The organism is Microbacterium sp. ANT_H45B (assembly GCF_008369345.1).
Lineage (GTDB): Bacteria > Actinomycetota > Actinomycetes > Actinomycetales > Microbacteriaceae > Microbacterium.
The window spans coordinates 155,249-179,095 of the sequence record NZ_VOBK01000003.1 but is presented as its reverse complement, the minus strand read 5'-3'; the positions used below and the strand labels follow the sequence as shown (position 1 = coordinate 179,095).

The window sequence follows — 23,847 nt, the reverse complement described above, 5'->3', positions numbered from 1 at the left end:
GTATATGCGAGTATCTAGATACAACCGCTCGACTTCCCCTCGAGCCCCCGGCGCGAGGAGCGCAGGGGGTGGTGCCCCGGATCCCCAGTCCGGGTGGGGGACCTCCCCATTGAGAGCCGCATACATGCCTCAGGATGCCCCACGCGTCCTGGTCGTCGATGACGACCCCGACGTCGCCCTGCTCGTGAAGACCGTTCTCGAGAGACGAGCCGGATGCGAGGTCGTGCTCGCGCACGACGGACGCGCCGCCGTCGAGCGACTCTCGACGTTCACCCCCGACGTCGTCGTGACCGACATCGAGATGCCTGGCCTCGATGGACTCGAGCTGCTGGCGGAGCTCCGCCAAGCCGACCCGGGGCTCCCCGTGATCGTGATGACCGCCCATGTCTCCGTCGAGTACGCGGTCTCGGCGCTTCGCGCCCAGGCCGACGAGTTCCTCACCAAGCCGCTCGACAACACCCGTCTGGTCGAGGCCGTCACCCGGCTCGTCGCAGAGGGGCGCGCGCGCAAGGAGGCGAGTCGCCCGCGCGAGGTCGTGCTCGCGATCGGCGCGCACCCCGACGACGTCGAGATCGGCGTGGGTGGACTGCTCGCCGCCCACGCGCAGGCGGGCGACGAGATCACGATCCTCACGCTCTCCCGTGGCGCTCGCGGCGGCGACGCCGAGAGCCGACAGCACGAGTCGCTCGCCTCCGCCGAGATGCTCGGGGCGAGGCTGTTCGTCAAGGACCTCGTCGACACGGAGATCTCCGGCGGCGGCGCCACCGTGCGGCTGATCGAGGAGGTCGTCGCGGAGGTCCAGCCGACCGTCGTCTACACGCACTCCTCGAACGATCGCCACCAGGACCACCGCGCCGTGAGCGAGGCGACCATCGCGGCCACTCGCCGTGTCGGGACGGTCGCGTGCTACCAGAGCCCGTCCGCCACCATCGACTTCCGCCCGACCCGCTTCGTGCGCATCGATCAGTACCTCGGGCACAAGCTGCGTCTGCTGGAGTGCTTCGGCTCGCAGACGGCGACCCGCGACTACCTCGAGCCGGAGTTCGTCACCGCGACGGCGCGCTACTGGTCGCGCTTCGGCGGGGGAGTGGCGATCGAGCCGCTGGAAGTCATCCGAGAGACCGCCGAGTTCATCGGCGCCCACGAACTCACACGGCTGGAGAACTGATGACCGCACGCGTACTCGTCACCGGAGCAGGCGGACCCGCCGGTGTCGCGGTGATCCGCTCACTGCTTCGGCGCTCCGACCTCGAGGTCTTCGCCGCCGACATGGACGGCTGGGCGAGCGGCATCTACCTCGTGCCCGCGTCGCACCGGCGACTCGTCCCCCCGGGCCGTGACGAGGACTTCGTGCCCGCGATCACGCGGATGGTCGCGGAAGACCGCCTCGATCTGGTGATCTCCACGGTGGACGTCGAGCTGATCGCCCTCGCCGGGCGCCGCGACGAACTCGCTCCCGCCGTGCTCGCCGCTCCTTCGCAGGACACGCTCTCCGTCGCCCTCGACAAGATGCTCCTCGCCGAGCGGTGCGAGCCGACCGGGCTCACCCCTCGCACGGTCCTCGCCGGACCCGATGCGCAGACCGTGGACTGGGAGTTCCCGGTGTTCGCCAAGCCGCGCCAGGGTGCGGGCAGCCGAGGGATCCGGCTGGTTCCCGACCGTGCCGCCCTCGACGAGCTCCCGACCGATGAGGGACTCATCGTGCAGGACTTCCTCCCCGGCGAGGAGTACTCGGTCGATGTGATCGCCGACGCCTCCGGCTCGGTCGTCGCAGCGGTGCCGCGCACCCGTGCCAGGGTGGACTCCGGTGTCGCGATCGCCGGACGCACGGTGCACGACGCCGAGCTCGAGGATGCCGCCGCCGAGATCGCTCGGGCGATCGGTCTCGTGGGGGTCGCCAACGTGCAGCTCCGACGCGACCGCACAGGGCGGGCCGTGCTGCTCGAGGTCAACCCGCGATTCCCCGGCGCGCTCCCGCTCACCATCGCGGCGGGCGTCGACATCCCCTCGCTGGTCGCCGACCTGTTCCTGGGGCGTGACCTCCCCGCGACGGTCGCCTTCCGCGAGCTCGCCTCCGTGCGGTACCTGGAGGACATCATCGTCGAGGTCGGCGACATCCTCGTCTCCGATCACGCGGGGCACCAGGAGGAGCTGTGACCCACGCCCTGCTGCGCGGCGACCACCACGTCCACTCGACGTTCTCCGACGACGCCGTGTCGTCCCTGGCCGAGAACGTCGCGGCGGCCGCGGCGGCGGGACTCGAGACCGTCCGGCTCGTCGATCATGTGCGCCGTTCGACGACGTGGGTGCCCGAGTACCTCACGGCCGTGCACGCGCTGCAGGTGCCGGACGGGCTGACGGTGCTCACCGGCGTCGAGGCGAAGATCCTCGACGCGGCGGGCGAGCTCGACATCCCGGAGCTGCCGAAGGGAATCGATCGCATCCTGATCGCCGACCATCAGTTCCCCGGGATCGACGGGCCCCTCGGCCCGTCGGCGGTGCGGGAGCGCATCGCCGAGGGCTGGTCGTCCGACGACATCCTCGACCAGTTCGTCTCCGCGCTCATCGCCGCGATGCGCCGCCATCCGGGCAACCAGCTCGCGCACTGCTTCTCGCTGCTGCCCAAGATCGGTCTGTCCGAAGACGATCTGGGGGCTGAGCGCGTCCGCGCCTGGGCGACGGCGGCCGCCGAGACCGACACGATGGTCGAGGTCAACGAGAAGTGGGTGTGTCCCGGGGCGACGGTGCTCGACGCGCTGCGCGACGCCGGAGCGGTCATCGTGGCGTCGACCGACAGTCATGTCGCCGCCGACGTCGGTCGCTATCCGCGTCTCACCGCACTCCTCGACGGCGGGGACGCACCCTGATGCCGGTTCTGAACGGCGTCGAGACGGCCGTCGTGGTCGTCCTGCTCCTGTGCGTGCTGGTGGGCACGCTCCCGGTGATCAACACCGGGCTGCAGTTCCTCGTGCTGCCTCTGCACGCGTTCCGCAACCACTACGGCAAGGCCGCGCCCTACCACCCCACGATCGCCGTTCTGATCCCCGCCTGGAACGAAGGCCTCGTGCTCGGACAGGCGATCGATCGGCTGACGCAGCTGGAGTACCCGGCCGACCGGCTGCGCATCTTCGTCATCGACGACGCCTCGACCGATGACACCCCCACCGTCGTCGCAGCCAAGGCGGCGGTATACCCGGGGCGCGTCGTACATCTGCGACGCGAGCAGGGTGGCCAGGGCAAGGCGCACACGCTGAACCACGGCCTCGACATCGTGCTCGCCGACGACTGGGCCGAGGCCGTGCTCATCATGGATGCCGACGTGATCTTCGCCAGGGACTCGCTGCGCAAGATGAGCCGGCATCTGGCCGACCCGAAGGTCGGCGCCGTCACCGCGTACATCGCGGAGGGCAGCCGGGACCGCAACTACCTCACCCGCTTCATCGCGATCGAGTACGTGATCGGCCAGCTCTCGGCGCGTCGCACGCAGAACGTCGGAGGCGCCATCGCGTGCCTCGCCGGCGGAGCGCAGCTGCATTCGCGAGCGAACCTGGAAGCCATCGGCGGACGGATCCCGACCGGGACTCTCGCCGAAGACACGATGACCACCTTCGAAGGGCAGCTGGCCGGGCGCCGTATGGTCTTCGAGCCGCACGCGGTGGTGCTGGCGGAGGAGCCGCGCACCATCGACAGCCTCTGGAAGCAGCGGCTGCGCTGGGCCCGTGGCAATGTGCAGCTGACCTCGATCTACCGGCATCTGTGGTTCCGTCCGAGCACGGAGCACAACCTGGGCAGCTTCGCGTTCGGACTCGCGTGGTTCACGATCCTGCTCCTGCCGGCGTTCATGATCCTCGCTGCATCCGCTCTGCTCGTGCTGCTGCTCCTGCACAGCGACATCGCGGAGTTCGTGTTCCGGTTCATGTGGATCGCCGCCGCCTGCATCTATCTCTTCTCGATGCTCTACGCGGTGCAGCTCGACGGCCGTATCGGTCGTCAGTCCTGGCGCGAAGCCCTCATGTTCCCGGGTCTCGGGGCTCTGCTCCTGATGGCGATCGCCCTGTTTCCGTGGCTGTTCGAGGCGGGGTTGAGCGATCTCGGGCTCGCGCTCACCGACGAGACGCGGTGGGCCTGGGCCGTCGTGTTCTACCTCTGGGGTCCCATCTCGATGCTCGGGATCTGGCTCGCGCGCGCGGTCGAGCCTCTGCCCGGCGGTCGGTTCTTCGCGGGGCTGCTGCTCTACGTCTGCGGGTACGGCTCGCTGCTGTGCGCCATCACCGTCGACTCGTACATCAAGGAGTGGCGTCACGCCGACGCCGCATGGATCAAGACCGAGAAGATCGGACGGGTCGACTCATGACCGAGGCACTGTCACAGAGTTCCGAGGAGGAGGAGATCAGGGCGGACGCCCGTCGTGAGAGACGGCTGATCTCCCAGGCTCTCCTCTCGATCGGCGTCGTCGTCGTGATCGTCGTCGTGCGAGAGCTGCTGCTCCGATGAGCGAGCGGCCGCTGGCCCTCGTCGTCGAGGACAGCGCAGACCAGATGGATCTGCTGCAGAGGTATCTGGACCGCGAGGGATTCGACGTGCTCGCCGCGGTCGACGCCGAATCCGCGATCGCCGCCTTCGCGGACATCTCACCACTCGTGGCCGTGATCGATCTGCTGCTGCCCGGCATCACGGGCACCGAATGCGCACGCCGCGTGCGGGCGCGCTTCCCCGACTGCTATCTGATCGTGAGCTCGGTGCTCGACGAGGCCGACTACCCCGATGCGGACGCCGCGCTGCCCAAGCCGATCATCGGTGCAGATCTCCGTCGACTGCTCGCAGAGGTGCATCGATGAGGACCACCGCTCTCGTCCAGGCATCGGTGGAGCGCGGCTGGCGGCGATACTTCGACGACCCGACGCCGCTGATGAAGCAGGCGCCGACCGCGGTGGCGGTGGCCGTCGCCGCGGTTCTCGTCGCGAGCCTGCCGGGCTTCATCGTGACGTACCTCGATGCGGTGATCGTCGGGGTCTCGCTCGTCGCCGTCATGACCGTCATGGCCGCGGTGCTGAGCGCGCGCGGTGTGTACGACGGCTGGGTGGTGCTGCTCATCCCGGTGATCGACCTGCTCGGGATCGGTGCGTTGCGCGCCGGCACCGGAGGGGCCACCTCGATGCTGGGCTCGCTGGTGCTGCTCCCGGTGATCTGGATCGCCGCCGCACCGGGGTTCCGCCAGGTCTTCATCGTCGCGGGTTTCACCTCGATCGCCCTGCTGATGCCCTACCTCGTCGATCCGCCCCACGACCCGGTCGAGTGGCTGCGCGGCATCATCGGGCCGCTCGTCTTCGCCACCGTCGGCGCCATCGTCAACGAGATGTCGCGGTTGCAGCGGCTGCGCACTTCGCAGGCGGAGGCGCTGGTCGCCGAGCGCACCGCGGCCCTCGTCGCGAATCAGGCGATGCTCGAGAAGCTGAGTGCCAGCGAGCAGCAGTACCGAGCTCTCTCGGAGACCTTCACGAGCGTCTGGAACTCCATCACCGGACAGGCCGTGATCGTCACCGACAGCGAGGGCACGATCTCGGCGTGGAACCCCGGCGCCGTGCGCCTGCTGGGGATGTCCGAGCACGAGGCGCTCGACGAGGTCCGCGTCGAGCGGTTCTTCCCGTCGTCGGTGCTCAGGCAGTTCGCCCCCGCGGGCACCGAGCGCGCCGCCGATCAGATGCATCCGGGGCTGCGGGCGCTCTTCGACGAGGCCGACGCCGGGCTGACGGTCGACACCCGCGTCGACGTCTCGACCGCGGGAGGCTCGCCCGTGCCCGCACGGGTGACGGTGACGTCGCACCAGGACTCGCACGGTTCCCAGCACGGGTATCTGCTCGTCATCACCGACGAGACACGGGCCGTCGAGGTCGCGCGCATGAAGGATCAGTTCGTCGGGATGATCTCGCACGAGCTGCGGACGCCGCTGAGCGCGATCATCGGCTTCCTCGATCTTCTGCAGAACGATCCGGCGCAGCCGCTGACGACGGATCAGCAGGAGTTCGTCGACATCATCGAACGCAACGCGCAGCGGCTGCTGAATCTCGTCGGCGATCTGCTCTTCACCGCCCAGGTGGATTCGGGGCGCTTCCCGCTCGAGCGTCGGGACACGGACGTCGTCGACCTCGTTCGCGTGGCGGTGGCCTCGTCGGGGCCGCATGCGCACCGCGAAGGGATCGAGATCACCGCCGAGGTGCCTGACGCTCCCGTGTGGATCTCGGTCGACTCGGGACGGATCGGTCAGGCGGTCGACAACCTGCTCTCCAACGCGATCAAGTTCACCGGAGACGGCGGGCGCGTCACCGCGTCCGTGCGAGAGATCGACGGCCACGTCGAGCTCTCCGTCCGCGACACCGGCGTCGGCATCCCCGAAGATGAGCAGGGCATGCTGTTCACGCGTTTCTTCCGTGCCTCGACCGCGACCCGCAACGCGGTGCCCGGTGTGGGGCTCGGGCTCACGATCACCCGCGCCATCGTGCTCGCTCACGGCGGATCGATGGAGGTCACCAGCCGCGAGGGCGTCGGCACGGAGTTCCGGATGTTGCTTCCCACGACTCCGCGCACCGAGGTGGTTCAGGTGGTCGACTACCGGGAGTGATCGTCGTCGTCGCCCGATCCTGATAGCCTGGTCGGCTCGCCAGGCGGGCGGAAGGACGGCCACGCACGGTGGGATACATAGATGTGACGGGGGTCTCGCTGAGCCTCCCCGACGGCAGGCCTCTGCTGGACGAGGTGACGTTCCGCGTCGGCTCGGGGTCGACGAGCGCACTGATCGGTCCGAACGGCGCGGGCAAGACGACGCTGCTGCGGATCATCCGCGGCGACGTGGCACCGGACGAGGGCGTCGTCACGATCGACGGCGGTCTCGGTGTGATGGACCAGTTCGTCGGGCACGGTGAGCCCGGCCAGACCGTGCACGAGCTGCTGGTGAGGGTCGCGCCGCGTCGTATCCGCCAGGCGGCCGAGGCGCTGGAGGAGGCGGAGAACGCGCTGATCGCGCGCGACGAGCACGACACGCAGATGGCGTACGCCGCGGCGATCGCGGAGTACGCGGACGCCGGAGGATACGAGCACGAGACCGTCTGGGACCAGTGCACGGTCGCGGCTCTCGGGGTGTCGTTCGATCGTGCACGCCATCGCGAGCTCACCACGCTGTCGGGCGGGGAGCAGAAGCGCCTGGCGCTGGAGGCGCTGCTGCGCGGTCCCGACGGCGTGCTGCTGCTCGACGAGCCGGACAACTATCTCGACGTGCCGACCAAACGGTGGCTCGAGGAACAGCTGCGCCAGACGCCCAAGACGGTGCTGCTGGTGTCGCACGATCGAGAACTGCTCGCCCGCGGGGTCGATCGGCTGGTGACGCTCGAGCCGGGCGGTGCCGGGGCCACCGCATGGGTGCACGGCGGCGGCTTCGCGACCTATCACCGGGCGCGCGCCGACCGGATGGACCGGCTCGACGAGCTGCGCCGTCGCTGGGACGAGCAGCACGAGAAGCTGCGCATCCTGGTGGCCACGCTCAAGGTGAAGGCGTCGGCGAACGACGGCTTCGCGTCGAGGTATCAGGCGGCCCAGACGCGTCTGCGGCGGTTCGAGGATGCCGGCCCTCCCGAGGAGAGGCCGCCGACGCAGGACTTCGACATGCGATTGCGCGGTGCGCGCACGGGCAAGCGCGCGGTCGTCGCGCAGCGGCTCGAGCTCACGGACCTGATGCGGCCGTTCGACGCCGAGATCTGGTACGGCGATCGTGTCGCCGTGCTGGGCTCGAACGGGTCGGGCAAGTCCCATTTCCTCCGCCTGCTCGCCCGTGGCGGCACCGATCCCGACCCCGCGCGAGGCCACGTCACCTCGACGGGCGAGCAGCTCGACGTCGTCCGTCACACCGGCAGTGTGACGCTGGGGGCGCGGGTCGTGCCCGGGCTGTTCGCGCAGACGCACGCGCATCCGGAGTTCGTCGGCCGCACCCTGCTCGAGATCCTGCATCGGGGCGACGAGCGGCGCGCGGGGATGCCCCGCGACGCCGCCAGCTCGGCGCTGGACCGCTACGGCCTCGTGCGTCAGGCGCAGCAGGGATTCGAGTCCCTGTCCGGCGGGCAGCAGGCGCGGTTCCAGGTGCTGCTGCTCGAGCTCTCGGGCGCCACGCTGCTGCTGCTCGACGAGCCCACCGACAACCTCGACATCGAGTCGGCCGAGGCGCTCGAGGATGCGCTGACGCGGTTCGACGGCACCGTGCTCGCGGTCACGCACGATCGCTGGTTCGCGCGGTCCTTCGACCGGTTCCTCGTCTTCGGCTCCGACGGGGAGGTGTACGAGGCCGACGCCCCCGTGTGGGAGGAGGGAAGGGTCGTGCGCAGCCGCTGAGCGCGCTCGAGGGCGTGGCCTCGTCGGCGGTGCGCCGCGCGCGTCAGCGCAGGCGGAAGGGTTCGGCCGCCTGCGCCGACGGATCTGCGACCAGGCCCGCCAGGACGGCGCCGATGGCGGGGGCGAACTTGAAGCCGTGGCCCGAGAACCCCGCCCCCACGACGATGCGCCCTCGCCGATCGAGCACGAAGGCGCTGTCATCGGTCGAGGTGTAGGTGCAGCTGATCGGCACGGCGGATGCCGGGTCGAGGCCGGGCATCCACTCGCCGACGTAGTCGGCCAGCGACTCGGCGTGGGTCGTCACATGCGGTCGTCCGTCGGGATCCACGATGTCGCCCACCCGGTGGAACCCCACCTTCACACCTTCGCCGGGGGTCGGCATCCCGTAGACGGTCCCGGGATAGCGGCCGGGGTCGAGGTAGTGGTTGAGTGAGGGCCAGTCCGCGCGACCGACGGGGAGGAAGTGCGCCGGAGTCTCCTCGGTCACCCGGAGTCGGGGGAGCGGGAAGTCGGGGAGGATCCGCCGCGTCCATGCGCCGGCCGTCACCACGACGGCGTCGGCGCGGATCGTGCCGGTGTCGAGTACGAGGTCGACGCCGGCGTCCGTCTCCTGCACGCGGGTCACCGGTGCGCCCCATCGCACCTCGCCCCCTCCCGCCACGATACGACGCTCGAGCTCGAGGAGCGTGGCGCTCGCCCGCGCGACACCCGCGTCCTGCGAGAACAGCACGGGGCCGTCGAACCGCATGCCCGACCAGCGGGAGGCGGCATCTCGCGCGGAGAGGAGGCGGGCGTGGATGCCGCGCTCGTCCAGCCGCCGCGCGATCCGGTCGAGGTCCACCGCGCCGTGCGTGACCAGCCCGTGCAGACGCAGCAGCGGCGCACCGTCGACGTCGCCGAGGGCATCCCATCCGGCTTTCGCGCGCACGAGCAGATCGAGGTAGTGCTCCTCGTCGTAGGCGTTGTTGAAGTTGCGGGTCGCGCCGTGCGAGGCGCCCTGGTGATGCCCTCGCGTGAATCGCTCGAACACGACGGGGGAGAGACCGCGGCGGGTGAGCTCCCAGGCCGTCGCGAGCCCCATCACGCCGCCGCCGATCACCGCGACCTCCACCGCATCCGACATACTGCCTCCCGTGCTCGTATCCAGTCTTCCAGCCGCGGGCAGTGTCGCGCGCGCCCGGTAGGCTTACGGGGTGACCATGGAGATCGAGCTGGGCCGAGGCAAGCGTGCGCGTCGCGCGTACACGTTCGACGACATCGCGGTGGTGCCCTCGCGGCGCACCCGCAACCCGGAGGATGTGTCGACGGCCTGGACCATCGATGCGTTCGGCTTCGGGATCCCGGTGCTCGGCGCCCCGATGGACTCGGTCGTCAGCCCGCAGACCGCGATCATGCTCGGGCAGCTCGGCGGACTCGGCGTGCTCGACCTCGAGGGCCTGTGGACGCGGTACGACGATCCCGAGCCGCTGCTGGCCGAGATCGCCGGCCTCGACGAGGGCAAGGCGACGGCGCGCATGCAGGAGCTGTACGCCGAGCCGATCAAGCCGACCCTCATCACGCAGCGCCTCGCCGAGATCCGTGAGGCCGGCGTCACGGTCGCCGGCTCCCTCACCCCCCAGCGCACGCAGGAGTTCTACGACACCGTCGCGGCGGCCGGCGTCGACCTGTTCGTGATCCGCGGCACCACGGTGTCCGCCGAGCACGTGTCGAGCGTCGACGAGCCGCTCAACCTGAAGAAGTTCATCTACGACCTCGACGTCCCCGTCATCGTCGGCGGCGCGGCCACCTACACCGCCGCCCTGCATCTGATGCGCACGGGCGCCGCCGGCGTGCTCGTCGGCTTCGGCGGGGGAGCGGCGTCCACCACGCGGGCGACCCTCGGCATCCACGCGCCCATGGCGACAGCCGTGTCCGACGTCGCGGCCGCGCGGCGCGACTACCTCGACGAGTCCGGCGGACGCTACGTGCACGTCATCGCCGACGGGGGCGTGGGCACGTCGGGCGACATCGTCAAGGCGCTCGCGATGGGCGCGGATGCCGTGATGCTCGGCGTCGCCCTCGCCCGGGCCACGGATGCGCCTGGTCGCGGCTTCCACTGGGGTCCCGAGGCGCACCACCCGAAGCTCCCGCGCGGGCGTCGCGTCGAGGTCGGCGGCATCGGCACGCTCGAGGAGATCCTCTACGGTCCCGCGCCCGTCGCCGACGGCACCGCGAACCTGATCGGCGCGCTGCGCAAGTCGATGGCCACCACCGGATACTCCGACCTCAAGGAGTTCCAGCGGGTCGAGGTCGTCCTCGCGCCCTACGAGGCCTGAGGGTTCTGCACGACACCGTGAGTGCTCCCGTTCTGTTCCCGCCGACCCTCCGCGAGGTCATGCTCCGCGGACGCTGGATCGGGATGCTGGTGCTGTGCCTGGTCGTCGCCGGCGTGTTCGCGTGGCTCGGACAGTGGCAGCTCGAGCGCGCGATCGAGACGGATCCGCCCCCGGCGGGTGTGACCGAGCAGCTGCGTCCGCTGACCGACGTGGTCGAACCCGGCGTCTATCTTCCCGAGCCCCTGGTCGGTCAGCAGGTCGAGACGTCCGGAACCTGGATCGCCGACGACTTCCTCGTCGTGTCGAGCCGCTTCAACGACGGCGTCGAGGGGTACTGGGTGACCGGACAGCTCCGGGTCGCGGAGCGCACGTCGATCGCCGTCGCGATCGGTTGGACCGCTGACCGTGACGTCGCGGATGCGGCGATCGACGAGCTGAACTCCGGCTCGTCGTCGGCGACGATCACCGGGCGTCTCATCTCCGATGAGGGCACGACGCTGCCGCCGAAGGACGATCCGCAGCGCATGGACCGGATGTCGCCCGCCGCGCTGCTCAGCCACTGGCACGACACGGATCAGCTCGATGTGTACCGGCCGTATCTCGCCTCGGTGACGGCCCCGGCCGGCCTCGCCGACATCGCCTCCCCGGCGCCCGAGGAGATGTCGCCGGTGAACTGGCTCAACGTCTTCTACGCGGTGGAGTGGGCGATCTTCGCCGGCTTCGCCTTCTACCTCTGGTACCGGCTGGCGAAGGACGCCTGGGAGCGCGAGGTCGAGGAGTTCGACGACGCGGCCGCGGGCGAGACGGCCTGACCGACCGCGCGTCTGCGCGACCCGTGGTGCGCATCCGAGCGCGGATGCGTCCGGTATTCCACCTTCGTCGGGGGTGCGCTCCGACGTTCGGTGAGGGCTTGGTTACCAATCGGGAAACTCCGTTGAGGTTGTCCGAGGGCGTCCGTAGGCTCGCTCACATGTGCGTGAGCTGAGTGCGCGCAGCCGCGGTTTCACGAGAGCCGCCGCCGGACGATACCCGAGGAGACAACACAGATGATGTCCGCTCCCGACGCCGTGAACCACGAGGTTCCCGGGTCTGATCGCAGAAGTCGGGGGCGTCTCGGCGTCCTCGCCGCCACCTGCGTCGCCGCTCTGGGCGCCAGCGCCCTGATCGCCGCGCCCGCCTCCGCCGATGTCGCAGGCACAGGGGTGGTCATCAACGAGGCGTACCTCTCCGGCGGCAGCGCCGGTGCCGCGTTCACGAACAAGTTCGTCGAGCTCTACAACCCCACGGCCGCTCCGGTGACCCTCGACGGCCTCTCGCTGCAGTACCGCTCCGCGACGGGCACGGGCGCCTCCAACGGCGTCGCGCCGTTGACCGGCGTCATCCCGGCAGGCGGACACTACCTCGTGCAGGCGGGCAGCAACGGCGCGAACGGCGCGGCCCTTCCCTCCGCCGACGCGGTGAGCACGCTCAACCCGAGCGGCACGAACGGCACTCTGGCCCTCGTCGAGGGCACCGCCGCCGTCACCCTGACCCCGGGCTCGGTCACGGGCGTCGACGGCGTCATCGACGTTCTCGGCTACGGCACCTCGAACACCTTCGAGAAGACCGCGGCGACACCCCCCACCGGCAACACCGACGTCAAGTCGCTGAACCGCACCGACGGCGCGGACACCGACGACAACCGCGCGGACTTCGCCCTCTCTGCGACCATCACGCCGCAGAACTCCGGCGGCACGGATCCCGGTACCGACCCGGGCACCGACCCCGGCACCGATCCGACCGCCGTGTCGATCGCCGAGGTGCAGGGCACGACCGACGTCTCGCCGCTGAACGGCCAGACCGTCACGGTGCAGGGCATCGTGACGGCCGACCACCGCACCGGCGGGTACAAGGGCATCGTCATCCAGACCCAGGGCTCGGGCGGCGCGACCGATGCGACCCCCGGCGCCTCCGACGGCGTCTTCGTCTTCCTGAACGCGCTGGCGCCCACGCTCGAGATCGGCGACCTCGTGTCGGTCACCGGAGGAGTCAGCGAGTACTTCGGACAGACTCAGATCAACCCGACCGCGCTCTCCGGCATCTCGGTCGTGCAGGCCGGAGTGGGCGTCCCCGAGGTGACCCCGCTGCCCGACACCGTGGTGGGCGCCGACCGAGAGCAGTACGAGAACATGCTCGTGGCTCCCGAGGGCACCTACCGCGTCGCCTCCAGTCACCAGCTCTACAACTTCGGGGCGCTGTGGCTCAACGCCGGTGCCGATCTGAACGTCAAGAGCACAGAGCTCGCCCGTCCGGGCGACGAGGCGGCGGCGATCGCTGCGGCGAATCGCGCCAATCGCATCCTCCTCGACGACGGATGGTCGATCCAGGTCACCAACAACGGCCACCCGAACGACCAGCCGTACTTCACCAAGGACCTCGTGGTCCGCAACGGCGACACCGTCGACTTCAGCGACCGCGGCTACGTGCTGCAGTACGGCTTCGACGACTGGCGGCTGCAGCCGGTGGTGCCGATCGACAGCACCTCGCCTGCCGACCTGAAGGCCGGATTCACCGCGACCAACCCGCGCAGCGACGCGGCCCCGTCGGTCGGCGGCGACGTGCAGGTGGCGTCGTTCAACGTCTTCAACTACTTCACGACGCTGAAGAGCACGAACTCGAACGCCAGAGGCGCGGCGAACGCGGCGCAGTTCGAGATCCAGAAGTCGAAGATCGTCGCCGCCATCAACGGCCTCGACGCCGAGATCGTGTCGCTGATGGAGATCGAGAACTCGATCAAGCTCGGCGGATCTCTCGATGACGCCCTGGCCGATCTGGTCGACGGTCTCAACGACGCACTCGGCGACGACGTCTGGGACTACGTGCGCACCCCCGCTGAGCTGAACGACGCGGCGACGACCGACTTCATCACCAGCGCCATCATCTACAAGAAGGATGCGGTCGACACGGTCGGTGACAGCCTGACGGTCAGGGATGAGAACGTCTGGGGCAACGCCCGTGAGCCGATCGCGCAGGCGTTCGACGTCGACGGACGCGTCGTCACCGTGGTGGCGAACCACTTCAAGTCGAAGTCGGCGCCCGAGGGCGGCGGCGCGGAGCCGGCCGATGGTCAGGGCTTCTTCAACGCCGACCGTGTGAAGCAGGCGAACTCGCTCAAGGGCTTCACCGAGGAGATCGAGCAGACCACCGGCAGTGCCGACATCCTGCTGATCGGCGACTTCAACGCCTACGCCAAGGAAGACCCGATCGACGTCTTCACCTCCGCGGGGTGGAGCGATGTCGCGCGCGAGAAGGCACCGGATCAGCACACGTACTCGTTCGACGGCGAGCTCGGCTCGCTCGACCACGTGCTGGCCTCGCCCTCGCTCTCGGCATCGATCACCGGTGCGGGAGTGTGGAGCATCAACTCTCCGGAGTGGAGCGATCGCGGCTACGCGTTCGGCGCCACCGAGGCGGGCACGCCGTTCCGTTCCAGCGATCACGACCCGATCATCGTGGGCGTCTCGTCTGCAGTGCCGCCGGTCAGCATCGACGTCGTGACGATCAACGACTTCCACGGCCGCATCGAGGCCGACGGCGCCGCAGCGGGTGCCGCGGTGGTCGCCGGAGCCGTCAAGCAGTTCCGCGAGGCGAACCCGAACACGATCTTCGCCGGTGCCGGCGACCTGATCGGCGCATCGACGTTCACGTCCTTCATCAACGACGACAACCCGACCATCGACGCGCTCAACGCGGCAGGTCTCGACGTCAGCGCGGCGGGCAACCACGAGTTCGATCAGGGCTGGGAGGACCTGCGCGACCGTGTGCAGGACCGCGCGGACTGGGAGTACATCTCGTCGAACGTCTTCCTGACCGAGACGGGCGAGCCCGCGCTCGCACCGGCCTGGGTCAAGGAGCTCGACGGCGTGCGGGTGGGCTTCGTCGGAGCCGTCACCGAGGATCTGGATTCGCTCGTGTCGCCCGAGGGCATCGCGGGGCTCGAGGTGCGCAGCATCGTCGACTCCGTGAACGCCGTGGCCGACGACCTGCGTGACGGCGACGACTCCAACGGCGAGGCGGATGTCGTCATCCTGCTCGTGCACGAGGGCGCCGAGAGCACCGAGCTGTCGGCGATCACCCCGACCTCGCCGCTCGGCGAGATCGTGTACGGGGTCGACGACGACGTGGACGCGATCGTCTCGGCGCACACCCACCTCGCGTACAACCACGTCATCGACGGTCGACCCGTCGTGTCGGCGGGGCAGTACGGCGAGAACCTCGGCCTGATGAACCTCCAGGTCGATCCGAAGACGAAGGAGCTCCTCTCGATCACCAACGAGATCAAGCCGCTCACCTCGGCTGGCCAGCCTCTGTACCCGGCTGTTCCGGAGGTGGCCGACATCGTCGCGAAGGCGAAGGCCGAGGCCGACGTCCTCGGAGCGGTGAAGGTCGGAGACATCACGTCCGACTTCAACCGCGCTCGCCAGGCGAACGGCTCCGAGAACCGCGGTGGCGAGTCCACCATCGGGAACTTCGTCGCCGACGTGCAGAAGTGGTCGACCGGGGCCGACATCGCGCTGATGAACCCGGGCGGGATCCGCGCGAACCTCACGTACGCGTCGTCGAACGCGAACGACCCGGCGGGCAACGTCACCTACCGAGAGGCGGCGACGGTGCAGCCGTTCGCCAACACGCTGGTCACGCTGACGCTCACCGGAGCACAGCTGAAGGGCGTGCTCGAGGAGCAGTGGCAGCCGGCGGGATCGGCTCGCCCGTTCCTCAAGCTCGGCGTGTCCGAGGGGCTGGTCTACACGTACGACCCCGCGGCCGCGCAGGGTTCGCGCGTCACGTCGATCACGCTCGACGGCACCGCGATCGATCCGGCGGCGAACTACACGGTGGCCGCCAACTCGTTCCTCGCCGCGGGTGGCGACAACTTCGGCACCTTCAAGGCCGGAACGGGCAAGCGCGACACCGGCAAGATCGACCTGCAGTCGATGGTCGACTGGTTCGACGCGAACAAGACCGCGACCCCCGATCTCGCGCAGCGAGCCGTGGGCGTCTCGGTCAGCGCTCCGGATGCCGACGGCTACCGGGCCGGCGACCAGGTGACCGTCGCGCTCTCGTCGCTGGCCTTCAGCGCGGGGGAGCAGGCGCCGGGAGAGGTGGCGCTGTCGCTCGGCGGGGCGCAGCTCGCCGCGGGAGCCGTCGATCCGACGATCGTCGACACCACCGACGAGGTGGGGCGCGCATCGCTGACCTTCACGGTCCCCTCGGGCATTTACGGGGCGCAGCAGCTCACGGTCTCCGTGGCGGGCACGGGCACGACCGTGCAGGTGCCGTTCACGATCGCTGGCGAGGAGGAGCCCGAGCAGTTCGCGGGCACCATCGAGCTCGGGTCCTCGAAGGTGGCTGCGGGCAAGAAGCTGCAGATCCGCGGAGAGGGCTACGAGGCGGGCGAGACCGTGACGGTCGACCTCCGTTCCACGAAGGGGCAGGAGGTCGAGGTCGGCACGGTGAAGGTCCGGGCCGACGGCACGTTCTCGACCACGGTGACGGTTCCCAAGGGAGCGAAGCCGGGCCCGTACACGGTCGCGGTGGCTCAGGCCGACGGCGATGAGGCGACGGCGACCGTCACCGTGACCCGCGCCGGCGGTATCGGCGGGATCATCGGCGGCATCCTCGACTGGCTGTGGGATCTGCTCCACGGGTGGTTCTGACGCTGAACGCGCAGTGATGCACGCGAAGGCCGCCGGGAGCGATCCCGGCGGCCTTCGTCGTGCGCGGCGGCTCAGCCGCTGATGACCTCGACCTCCGCCTGCACGAGTGCGGCGGCGAAGTCGGACGTCGGTGCGGTGTCCGTCACGAGGTAGTCGACGCGATCGAGCGTCGTCACCTGCGCGAAGAGCCGGCGACCGAACTTCGACGAGTCGGCGAGGATGGCCGTGCGCTCCGCCCGCTGGATCATCTCGGCCATCATGTTCGCGTCGCCCATGTTCGACGTCGAGAACCCGGCCTCATCGATCGCGCCCACGGCGATGAGTGCGAGATCGCACCGGATGTCGACCTCGGGCCCTCCCGGCGTCATGGTGAACGTCACCGGTCCCGTCGTGGCCTGGGTGATCGCCCGCACGGCCCCGCCGAACACGTAGAGGTCGCGGAACGCGGAGGGAGGGATCTCCGCGGGGATGCGGAGATTGTTCGTGGCGATCGTGAGGTCGCGATGCGTGCGCAGCGCGCGGGCGAGGGCGAGCGTCGTCGTGCCGGCATTGATCATCACCACCGCGCCGTCGTCGATCAGGCCGGCGGCGAGGCGCGCGATCTTCTCCTTCTCCTCGGTCTGCATCCGCAGCCGCACGTCGAGCGCGCGGTCCTTGAGCTGCCCCTCCGCGCTCATCGCGCCGCCGTGGGTGCGGATCACGACGCCTTCGCGGTCGAGCTGATCGAGGTCGCGTCTGATGGTGTCGATCGAGACGTTGAAGTGCTCGGCGAGGCCTCCGACAGTGACTTCGCCCACCTGCTCGACATAGGCGGCGAGATCGGCCTTGCGGCCGGCGGGGAGTCGGCGCTTCGGCGTCGATGCGGTTGCGTCCATGCACACATCTGTAGCACATCGCCGCAACGAACGCCGCAGATGAACGCAGAAAGCTGCAATCCGCGGGGTCGAGAAACAGGGCACATCCACCCGCGAAACGGGGCTACAGTCGGGGAAATCTGTAGTTACAACTTGGATATCCGCAGGAAAAGTCTTGACTATCCTGCAAATGTCGGCATAACATGGCTCAAAACCGCACGAACAAGCATCGAAGCGCGTGTGCGGCACGATCTCGAAGAGGAGAAGTGATGATCACAGTGGGGCGAGGGCGACGCATTCTGAAGCTCGCCGGCGCAGCGACGGCAGCCGTGACGGTTCTGGCCGTGGCAGGGTGCGCCGCGGGCGACAGCGGAACGGGCGCCGGCGACGGCGACGTGACGATCGAGTTCGCGCAGTGGTGGGAGCCCGAGCTCCCCGACGGCGAGTTCCAGGGGCTCATCGACGAATTCGAAGATGCGAACCCGGGTATCACCGTGAAGCTCGTGAGCGGCCCGTACGCGTCGACCAAGGAGCAGCTGTTCGCCGGTGCCGCCTCGGGCACGATGCCCGACGTCGTCGGACTCGACGGCGCCTGGGTGAACGACTTCGCCTCGCAGGGGGTGATCGCCGACCTCAGTGCGCTGATGAAGGAGAACGACTACGACGACAGCGAGCTGGCGAGCCAGATCCAGGTCGACGGCAGCACCTACATGATCCCGGTCGTCAACTTCGTCTACCCGATGTTCACGAACGACACGCTGCTCGCCGAGGCCGGCGTCTCCGCGCCGCCCACCACCCGCACGGAGTTCGCGGATGCCGCGGCGAAGGTCTCCGCTCTGGGCGACGACGCCTCCGGCTGGGTGCTCCCGCTGTCGCTCGAGGCGCCCAACGGCGTGCAGAACGACGTCATGTCGTGGGTGTGGGCCTCCGGTGGCTCGATGCTCAAGGACGGGCAGCCCGACCTGACGAACGCCGACGTGACCTCGGCCGTCGACTTCATCGGCGACATGTGGGATGCGGGATCGATCGCGTCGGGATCCTTCACGATGAAGGAGCAGGACAAGGTCGAGGAGTTCACCAACGGCCGCGTCGGCATGATGATCGACTCGCTCGCGCACATCAACCTGATCCGCGAGACCAACCCGGATCTGAAGTTCTCGATCTCCGCCCTCCCGGCGGAGGACGGCTACGACGGCGAGCGGGGCATCCCCTACGCATCCTGGGGCATCGGCGTCGCCGAGAACTCCGAGCACAAGGACGCCGCGTTCAAGCTCGTGTCGTTCCTGATGAGCGAGAAGACCAACTCCGAGCTCTCGACGATGGCGAAGGCGTTCCCCGGCAACTCGAAGTCCGTGCCGGACTTCGTGAACGACGACGAGCTGTTCAAGACGGCGTTCGACATCTACCAGGCGGGCTACCCCGCCAACGAGTTCACCGGACTCCCGGTCGCCGAAGACCTGATGCGTCAGCTCGGGGAGCAGCTGCAGTCGGCCTTCGACGGCCAGCAGTCGATCGACGACGCGCTCGACAAGGCGCAGGAGTCCTGGAAAGCGGAGTTCTGAGCTCCCGCTTCCCGTCTGAACGGGGTGCCGCATCGTCCCTGATGCGATGCGGCACCCGACCAATCAAGGAGCCACGCGTCCCATGAGTCTGAGAACGTCCGACGACACCGAGGTGATCGTCACCGGGGTCCCGCTGTCGCGCCGCCGGCGCCAGCTGCGCAAGACCACCGAGTCGTACGCCTTCCTCTCGCCCACGATCATCCTGCTGTTCGTGCTGATGATCGTTCCGATCATCATGGTGATCGGGTACTCCTTCCAGGACAACGTGATCCTGAACAAGTCGCCCGAGTTCGTCGGAATCGCCAACTACGTCGAGATCCTGTCCGACCCGCGCTTCTGGAAGGCGACGGGCAACACCATCCTCTTCACGGTGACGAGCGTGGTCGCGCACCTCGTCCTCGGGCTCACCTTCGCGATGATGCTGAACAGCCCGCTTCTCGGCCGCTTCTCGCGGTCGTTCTTCCGGGCCCTGTACATCCTGCCGTGGCTGTTCACGGTCGCCGTGATCGCGGTGCTGTGGAGGATGCTGCTCGCCCCCAACGGCGTGGTCAACTTCCTCCTCAACACCGACATCGAGTGGCTCGCCTCGCCGCAGCTCGCGCTGGGCACCATCATCTTCATCAACATCTGGGCCGGATACCCGTTCTTCATGGTGAGCCTCCTCGCCGGTCTCCAGGGCATCCCGAACGAGCTCAACGAGGCGGCGACGGTCGACGGCGCCGGCGCCGTGCAGCGGTTCTGGAACGTCACCATCCCACAGCTGCGCCCCATCATCGTGAGCCTCGTGCTGCTCGATCTGATCTGGACTTCTCAGCAGTTCGCCCTCATCTGGATGACGACCGGTGGCGGCCCCATCGACGTCACCGAGGTGCTCAGCACCTTCACCTACAAGCTCGCCTTCGCCAAGTACGACTTCTCGCTCGCCGCCACGTCGGCCGTGCTCGTCCTGCTCATGTCGATGGTCCTCGCCGTCTTCTACGTCCGTCACCAGAAAGCGAGGGACTGATCGTGGCTCTCACCATCGTTGCCCAGCGCCGCGTCGCGAAGACCGGCGTGACGATCGGACTGATCCTCGGAGCGGTCTTCGCCGCCGGCCCCGTGCTGTGGATGCTGTCGAGTTCGTTCAAATCGAACACGCAGATCTTCGAGCTGCCGCCGCGACTGATCACCGACACGTTCTCGTTCGATGCCTACGTCGCCATCTTCACCAACCCCGAGACGATGCGGTTCTTCCTGAACAGCTACATCGTCGCCGGCGCGGTCACCATCCTCACCCTCCTCGTCGCGATCCAGGCGGCGTACGCGTTCAGCCGGTTCGATTTCCGCGGCAAGCGCATCCTGAACGTGGTGATCGTGAGCGTGCAGGCCGTACCGCCCATCACACTGCTCATCCCGTACTTCGGGCTCATGGTGGCCCTCGGGCTCTACAACTCCTACCTCGGGCTGATCCTCACGTACATGGTGTTCACGCTGCCCTACGCGATCATCATGATGACCGGGTACTTCAACACGCTGCCCAAGGAGCTCGACGAAGCCGTGCGCGTCGACGGCGCGGGGTCGATGACCGCGCTGTGGCGCATCCTGGTGCCGATCTCGATCCCCGGCATCGTCTCGGTCGGCATCTACACGTTCATGATCGCGTGGAACGAGTACCTGTTCGCGCTGACGCTGACGCGCACCATCGACATGCGCACGGTGCCCATCGGCATCCAGCTGCTCATGGGCCAGCACTCGTACGAGTGGAACCAGATCATGGCCATGAGCGTGCTCGGGTCGATCCCGGTGCTTCTGCTCTTCCTCTTCTTCCAGCGCTACTTCATCGGCGGCCTCACGGCCGGCTCCGTGAAGAGCTGATCCGTCCGACCTCGACTTCACCCCCACGAAACAGGAGAAACACGTGCTCTACACCGGCAAATCCATCCTCGACGTCGCCAACGAACACAACTTCGCGATCCCCGCGTTCAACATCAGCGACTGGGCGATGTTCACCGGCATCATCGACATCAGCGAGGAGTTGGATGCCCCCGTCATCATCGCCATCCACCCCGACGAGGTGTCTCACGTCACGACGGATCTGATCGCCGCCATGCACTCGCGCGCGCACCGGGCGAGCGTCCCCGTGGCGATCCACTGGGACCACGGCGGCACGTACGAGCAGATGATCACCGCCATCAAGTCCGGCTTCACCTCGGTCATGATCGACGCCTCTCTGCTGCCGTTCGAGGAGAACGTCGCGCTGACGCGCAAGGTCGTCGAGGCGGCCCACGCCGTGGGCATCCAGGTGGAGGGCGAGCTCGGCACCATCGGCGCGAACGACAGCTACGGCGAGTCGGGAGCGGCCGAGATCATCTACACCAACCCGGACGACGCGGTGCGCTTCGTGCAGGAGACGGGCGTCGACAGCCTGGCGATCGCGATCGGCACCTCGCACGGGCTGTACCCGAGCGACAAGAACCCCGAGCTGCGCCATGACCTCCTCGAGCAGATCAAGGCGGCCGTCGGAATCCCCCTCGTGCTGCACGGCGGGTCGTCGAACCCCGATGCGGAGCTCGCGCGCGCGGTCGAGCTGGGAGTGAACAAGATCAACATCTCCAGCGACATCAAGGTCTCGTACCACAACCGCATGCGCGAGATCCTCGGCACCGACGAGCGCCTGCGCGAGCCGAACGCGATCCAGCCCGAGCCGATCGCGGCCATGAAGGCGACCGCGGCTGAGAAGATCAGACTGTTCGGCGCAGACGGCAAGGCCGAGCTGTACTGACCAGGGCCACGAGGAGGACGATCGTCGGATGATCGGTGAAGCGGGCGTGGCAGCACGCGACAGGCAGCTCGTGCTCGGGCTCGGCGGAACGGTCGACTTCGAGCTCCGGTGGGATTCCGCCGTGGTCGAGCGACTCGCACGCGAGCTGCGCGTGCGCCGGCACGAGTTGACGCCCTCGGCGCCGATCACCGACGAGCGCTCCCTTCTGGTGACCATCCTCGCGTTCGTCGCGGCGGGCACGGGCGCGGAGCGGTTCGTCGCCTCGTCCGAGATCCTGGAGCGGTTCGCGGGGCACTTCGCGTACGACGTGACCCTCGGCGGCACGGGGGTGCGGGCGGGGCTGGTGCTCGACAGCCTCGGCATCCCCAGCGTCCAGCATCTGGTGAGCGTCGACGACAACGTGCGACGGCTGCTGCCCCCGGCCATCACCGTCCTGTCCTCCGCCACGCGCGACACGCTCGACCCCCACCTGATCGTGCAGTATCCGGTGGGGGCGACCGTGCGCCTCGTCGACGGCGACATCGTCTCACCCGCGGCCAATCGGCTGATCTTCGCGAACGATCCACCGAACCGCGAGATGGTGATCGCCGAGGGGCTGCCGGATGCGCTCGCCACGGCATCCGCCTTCCTGATCTCCGGGTTCAACACGATGCAGGACCATTCCCTGCTCGAAGAACGCCTCGACGACATCGCTCGCGCGCTGCCTCGCCTCCCCGCGGACGCGCTGGTCTACTACGAGGATGCGGGCTTCTACACGCGCGCGTTCGCCGAGACAGTGCGCAGGCGGCTGCTGCCGAGCATCCACGTGTACGGGATGAACGAGGACGAGCTGCAGGAATACGTCGGGCATCCGGTGAACCTGCTCGATGCGGCCGACGTGACGCGCGCGCTGGAGGAGGTGCAGCGGATCATCCCGGTGCCGGCTCTCGTCGTGCACACCCGGTACTGGGCGATCGCCGTCGGCCCGCAGTCCGCACGTCATCGCGAGGCGCTCGAGAGCGCCGTCCGCGTCGCCGCCACGCGCTATCGCGTCGGCGACGGCTTCACGCCGGAGGAGGCAGAGGCGACGGCTTCGATGCCGCGGCACTCCGGCGGTTCGCAGCTGGTCGCAGAGGTCGAGAGGAGCATCACGGATGCCGTCGGCGTGCCCGCCTTCTCGCTCGATGTCGCGCATCCCACGACGATCGGCCTCGGCGACAGCTTCGTCGGGGGATTTCTCGCCGTGCACGCCGAGAACGGACGATGACCGTGAATCCGATTCTGCTGCCCACCAACCGCCCGCCCGAGCGCTTCTACCGGGGCGGCGCGCGGCTCGACGCGTTCCGCCGCGAGCACGGAGCCGCGGACCGGGTCCCGGAGGACTGGGTGGGATCGACCACCACCATCCGCGGAGAGGAGACGCTCGGGCTCACGACGCTCCCGGACGGACGTGTGCTGCGCGACGCCGTCGAGGCCGATCCGATCGCGTGGCTGGGTGCCGCGCACGTCGAGAGATGGGGCGCCGACACCCGGCTGCTGGTGAAGATCCTCGACGCGGGTCAGCGCCTGCCGGTGCACGCGCACCCTCATGACGACTTCGCGGCGAGCCACCTGGGTCGCGCGCACGGCAAGGCCGAGGCGTGGTACATCCTCGAGGGCGGCACCGTGCACGTCGGAGTGCGTGACGACGTCGACCTCGCCCGCCTCTCCACGCTGGTGACAGCGCAGGACGTCGGTGCGCTCCTCGGTCTGCTGCACGCGATCGACGTGGCGCCGGGCGATGTCGTCTGGGTGCCTCCTGGCGAGCTCCACGCGATCGGCGCCGGAGTGCTGCTCCTCGAACTCCAGCAGCCCGAGGACCTGTCGATCCTGCTCGAGTGGGACGGCTTCGCGATCGACGGACCGGCTCTCGGCCATCTCGGGCTGGGCTTCGATCTCGCCCTCACGGCGGTGAACACCCGGGCACGCAGTCTGGAGGACATGCGCGATCTCGTGCGGTCCGCGCCGGCGAGCGGGTCCGTGTTCCCGGCGGATGCGGATCCGTACTTCCGACTCCATCGGATGCGGGTCGATCGGGCCGCCACGGTGGAGCAGGGGTTCTCGATCGTGGTCGTCACGGAGGGGGCACTCGAGATCGGTGTCGCGGGGTCGGCGGGGGAGCGGCTCCGCTCCGGGAGCACCCTCCTCGTCCCCTGGAGTGCGGGTCCCCTCGACGTCGCCGGCGTCGGCGAGCTGCTGATCGGCCGGCCCCCGGCCACGTAGCTGCGACTCGTTCGTCCGCAATTCCACGCCGACTAGACTGAG

19 protein-coding genes are annotated in these 23,847 nt (G+C 68.8%); 17 read left to right on the top strand and 2 right to left on the bottom strand.

Annotated elements, in window-relative coordinates; genetic code table 11:
* The first annotated feature begins 124 nt into the window (after positions 1 to 124).
* The 8 genes from FQ142_RS13060 (at position 125) to FQ142_RS13030 (ending at position 8,376) form a co-directional block, all read left to right on the top strand.
* Positions 125 to 1,168: a response regulator gene (locus tag FQ142_RS13060; RefSeq protein ID WP_149423649.1), complete on the top strand. Its 1,044-nt coding sequence runs from the start codon at positions 125 to 127 to the stop codon at positions 1,166 to 1,168.
* Entirely contained in the window at positions 1,168 to 2,157 is a 990-nt protein-coding gene (locus FQ142_RS13055; protein WP_149423648.1) for an ATP-grasp domain-containing protein, read from the top strand. Before FQ142_RS13060 ends, FQ142_RS13055 begins: the two co-directional genes overlap by 1 nt.
* Positions 2,154 to 2,867, top strand: coding sequence for a PHP domain-containing protein (locus tag FQ142_RS13050; protein WP_149423647.1), 714 nt, complete (start codon positions 2,154 to 2,156; stop codon positions 2,865 to 2,867). Before FQ142_RS13055 ends, FQ142_RS13050 begins: the two co-directional genes overlap by 4 nt.
* Complete coding sequence (locus FQ142_RS13045) at positions 2,867 to 4,354, top strand: glycosyltransferase family 2 protein (protein ID WP_149423646.1); 1,488 nt, start codon at positions 2,867 to 2,869, stop codon at positions 4,352 to 4,354. Before FQ142_RS13050 ends, FQ142_RS13045 begins: the two co-directional genes overlap by 1 nt.
* Positions 4,351 to 4,494, top strand: a complete 144-nt coding sequence (locus FQ142_RS17510) for a hypothetical protein (RefSeq protein WP_188042401.1) — start codon at positions 4,351 to 4,353, stop codon at positions 4,492 to 4,494. Before FQ142_RS13045 ends, FQ142_RS17510 begins: the two co-directional genes overlap by 4 nt.
* Positions 4,491 to 4,838 (top strand): response regulator, encoded by a 348-nt coding sequence (locus tag FQ142_RS13040; RefSeq protein ID WP_149423645.1) that lies wholly within the window; start codon positions 4,491 to 4,493, stop codon positions 4,836 to 4,838. The genes FQ142_RS17510 and FQ142_RS13040 overlap by 4 nt, the downstream gene beginning before the upstream one ends.
* Positions 4,835 to 6,619 carry a sensor histidine kinase gene (locus tag FQ142_RS13035; RefSeq protein WP_149423644.1) on the top strand — a complete coding sequence of 595 codons (1,785 nt, stop codon included), beginning with the start codon at positions 4,835 to 4,837 and terminating at the stop codon, positions 6,617 to 6,619. The genes FQ142_RS13040 and FQ142_RS13035 overlap by 4 nt, the downstream gene beginning before the upstream one ends.
* A 68-nt stretch (positions 6,620 to 6,687) precedes the next feature.
* Positions 6,688 to 8,376, top strand: a complete 1,689-nt coding sequence (locus FQ142_RS13030) for an ABC-F family ATP-binding cassette domain-containing protein (protein WP_149423643.1) — start codon at positions 6,688 to 6,690, stop codon at positions 8,374 to 8,376.
* 43 nt (positions 8,377 to 8,419) lie between these two features.
* On the opposite strand, the gene FQ142_RS13025 is transcribed toward FQ142_RS13030, so the two are convergent.
* Positions 8,420 to 9,499 carry an FAD-dependent oxidoreductase gene (locus FQ142_RS13025; RefSeq protein WP_149423642.1) on the bottom strand — a complete coding sequence of 360 codons (1,080 nt, stop codon included), beginning with the start codon at positions 9,497 to 9,499 and terminating at the stop codon, positions 8,420 to 8,422.
* A 76-nt stretch (positions 9,500 to 9,575) separates the two neighbouring features.
* Between FQ142_RS13025 and FQ142_RS13020 the strand changes: the two genes are divergently transcribed.
* The 3 genes from FQ142_RS13020 (at position 9,576) to FQ142_RS13010 (ending at position 16,387) form a co-directional block, all read left to right on the top strand.
* On the top strand, positions 9,576 to 10,691 hold the full coding sequence (locus tag FQ142_RS13020) for a GuaB3 family IMP dehydrogenase-related protein (RefSeq protein ID WP_056412196.1): 1,116 nt from the start codon (positions 9,576 to 9,578) through the stop codon (positions 10,689 to 10,691).
* 59 nt (positions 10,692 to 10,750) lie between these two features.
* A complete protein-coding gene (locus tag FQ142_RS13015) occupies positions 10,751 to 11,503 on the top strand; it encodes an SURF1 family protein (RefSeq protein WP_149424136.1) in 753 nt (250 codons plus the stop codon).
* Between the two features lie 234 nt (positions 11,504 to 11,737).
* The gene (locus FQ142_RS13010) at positions 11,738 to 16,387 is read left to right on the top strand and encodes an ExeM/NucH family extracellular endonuclease (RefSeq protein ID WP_149423641.1); all 4,650 of its coding nucleotides are present in this window, start codon (positions 11,738 to 11,740) and stop codon (positions 16,385 to 16,387) included.
* Positions 16,388 to 16,458: 71 nt separating this feature from the next.
* Here FQ142_RS13010 and FQ142_RS13005 read toward each other — a convergent pair whose 3' ends face one another.
* Positions 16,459 to 17,262: a DeoR/GlpR family DNA-binding transcription regulator gene (locus FQ142_RS13005; protein WP_149423640.1), complete on the bottom strand. Its 804-nt coding sequence runs from the start codon at positions 17,260 to 17,262 to the stop codon at positions 16,459 to 16,461.
* Positions 17,263 to 17,510: 248 nt separating this feature from the next.
* Between FQ142_RS13005 and FQ142_RS13000 the strand changes: the two genes are divergently transcribed.
* From FQ142_RS13000 to FQ142_RS12975, 6 genes are all read left to right on the top strand, one after another.
* The gene (locus tag FQ142_RS13000; protein WP_149423639.1) at positions 17,511 to 18,803 is read left to right on the top strand and encodes an ABC transporter substrate-binding protein; all 1,293 of its coding nucleotides are present in this window, start codon (positions 17,511 to 17,513) and stop codon (positions 18,801 to 18,803) included.
* Between the two features lie 82 nt (positions 18,804 to 18,885).
* The gene (locus FQ142_RS12995; protein ID WP_056412182.1) at positions 18,886 to 19,809 is read left to right on the top strand and encodes a carbohydrate ABC transporter permease; all 924 of its coding nucleotides are present in this window, start codon (positions 18,886 to 18,888) and stop codon (positions 19,807 to 19,809) included.
* Between the two features lie 2 nt (positions 19,810 to 19,811).
* Positions 19,812 to 20,657 carry a carbohydrate ABC transporter permease gene (locus FQ142_RS12990; RefSeq protein WP_056412180.1) on the top strand — a complete coding sequence of 282 codons (846 nt, stop codon included), beginning with the start codon at positions 19,812 to 19,814 and terminating at the stop codon, positions 20,655 to 20,657.
* Positions 20,658 to 20,700: 43 nt separating this feature from the next.
* The gene (locus tag FQ142_RS12985) at positions 20,701 to 21,564 is read left to right on the top strand and encodes a ketose-bisphosphate aldolase (protein ID WP_056412177.1); all 864 of its coding nucleotides are present in this window, start codon (positions 20,701 to 20,703) and stop codon (positions 21,562 to 21,564) included.
* Between the two features lie 28 nt (positions 21,565 to 21,592).
* The gene (locus FQ142_RS12980; protein WP_149423638.1) at positions 21,593 to 22,810 is read left to right on the top strand and encodes an ADP-dependent glucokinase/phosphofructokinase; all 1,218 of its coding nucleotides are present in this window, start codon (positions 21,593 to 21,595) and stop codon (positions 22,808 to 22,810) included.
* On the top strand, positions 22,807 to 23,805 hold the full coding sequence (locus FQ142_RS12975) for a class I mannose-6-phosphate isomerase (protein ID WP_149423637.1): 999 nt from the start codon (positions 22,807 to 22,809) through the stop codon (positions 23,803 to 23,805). The genes FQ142_RS12980 and FQ142_RS12975 overlap by 4 nt, the downstream gene beginning before the upstream one ends.
* The last annotated feature ends 42 nt before the right edge of the window (positions 23,806 to 23,847 follow it).

What these genes read in the sequence shown, in the direction of transcription:
- FQ142_RS13060 (WP_149423649.1), top strand. Translation starts at nt 125, where the DNA reads ATGCCTCAGGATGCCCCACGCGTCCTGGTCGTCGATGACGACCCCGAC.
- FQ142_RS13055 (WP_149423648.1), top strand. Translation starts at nt 1,168, where the DNA reads ATGACCGCACGCGTACTCGTCACCGGAGCAGGCGGACCCGCCGGTGTC.
- FQ142_RS13045 (WP_149423646.1), top strand. Translation starts at nt 2,867, where the DNA reads ATGCCGGTTCTGAACGGCGTCGAGACGGCCGTCGTGGTCGTCCTGCTC.
- FQ142_RS17510 (WP_188042401.1), top strand. Translation starts at nt 4,351, where the DNA reads ATGACCGAGGCACTGTCACAGAGTTCCGAGGAGGAGGAGATCAGGGCG.
- FQ142_RS13040 (WP_149423645.1), top strand. Translation starts at nt 4,491, where the DNA reads ATGAGCGAGCGGCCGCTGGCCCTCGTCGTCGAGGACAGCGCAGACCAG.
- FQ142_RS13035 (WP_149423644.1), top strand. Translation starts at nt 4,835, where the DNA reads ATGAGGACCACCGCTCTCGTCCAGGCATCGGTGGAGCGCGGCTGGCGG.
- FQ142_RS13025 (WP_149423642.1), bottom strand. Translation starts at nt 9,499, where the DNA reads ATGTCGGATGCGGTGGAGGTCGCGGTGATCGGCGGCGGCGTGATGGGG.
- FQ142_RS13020 (WP_056412196.1), top strand. Translation starts at nt 9,576, where the DNA reads ATGGAGATCGAGCTGGGCCGAGGCAAGCGTGCGCGTCGCGCGTACACG.
- FQ142_RS13015 (WP_149424136.1), top strand. Translation starts at nt 10,751, where the DNA reads ATGCTCCGCGGACGCTGGATCGGGATGCTGGTGCTGTGCCTGGTCGTC.
- FQ142_RS13010 (WP_149423641.1), top strand. Translation starts at nt 11,738, where the DNA reads ATGATGTCCGCTCCCGACGCCGTGAACCACGAGGTTCCCGGGTCTGAT.
- FQ142_RS13005 (WP_149423640.1), bottom strand. Translation starts at nt 17,262, where the DNA reads ATGGACGCAACCGCATCGACGCCGAAGCGCCGACTCCCCGCCGGCCGC.
- FQ142_RS13000 (WP_149423639.1), top strand. Translation starts at nt 17,511, where the DNA reads ATGATCACAGTGGGGCGAGGGCGACGCATTCTGAAGCTCGCCGGCGCA.
- FQ142_RS12995 (WP_056412182.1), top strand. Translation starts at nt 18,886, where the DNA reads ATGAGTCTGAGAACGTCCGACGACACCGAGGTGATCGTCACCGGGGTC.
- FQ142_RS12980 (WP_149423638.1), top strand. Translation starts at nt 21,593, where the DNA reads ATGATCGGTGAAGCGGGCGTGGCAGCACGCGACAGGCAGCTCGTGCTC.
- FQ142_RS12975 (WP_149423637.1), top strand. Translation starts at nt 22,807, where the DNA reads ATGACCGTGAATCCGATTCTGCTGCCCACCAACCGCCCGCCCGAGCGC.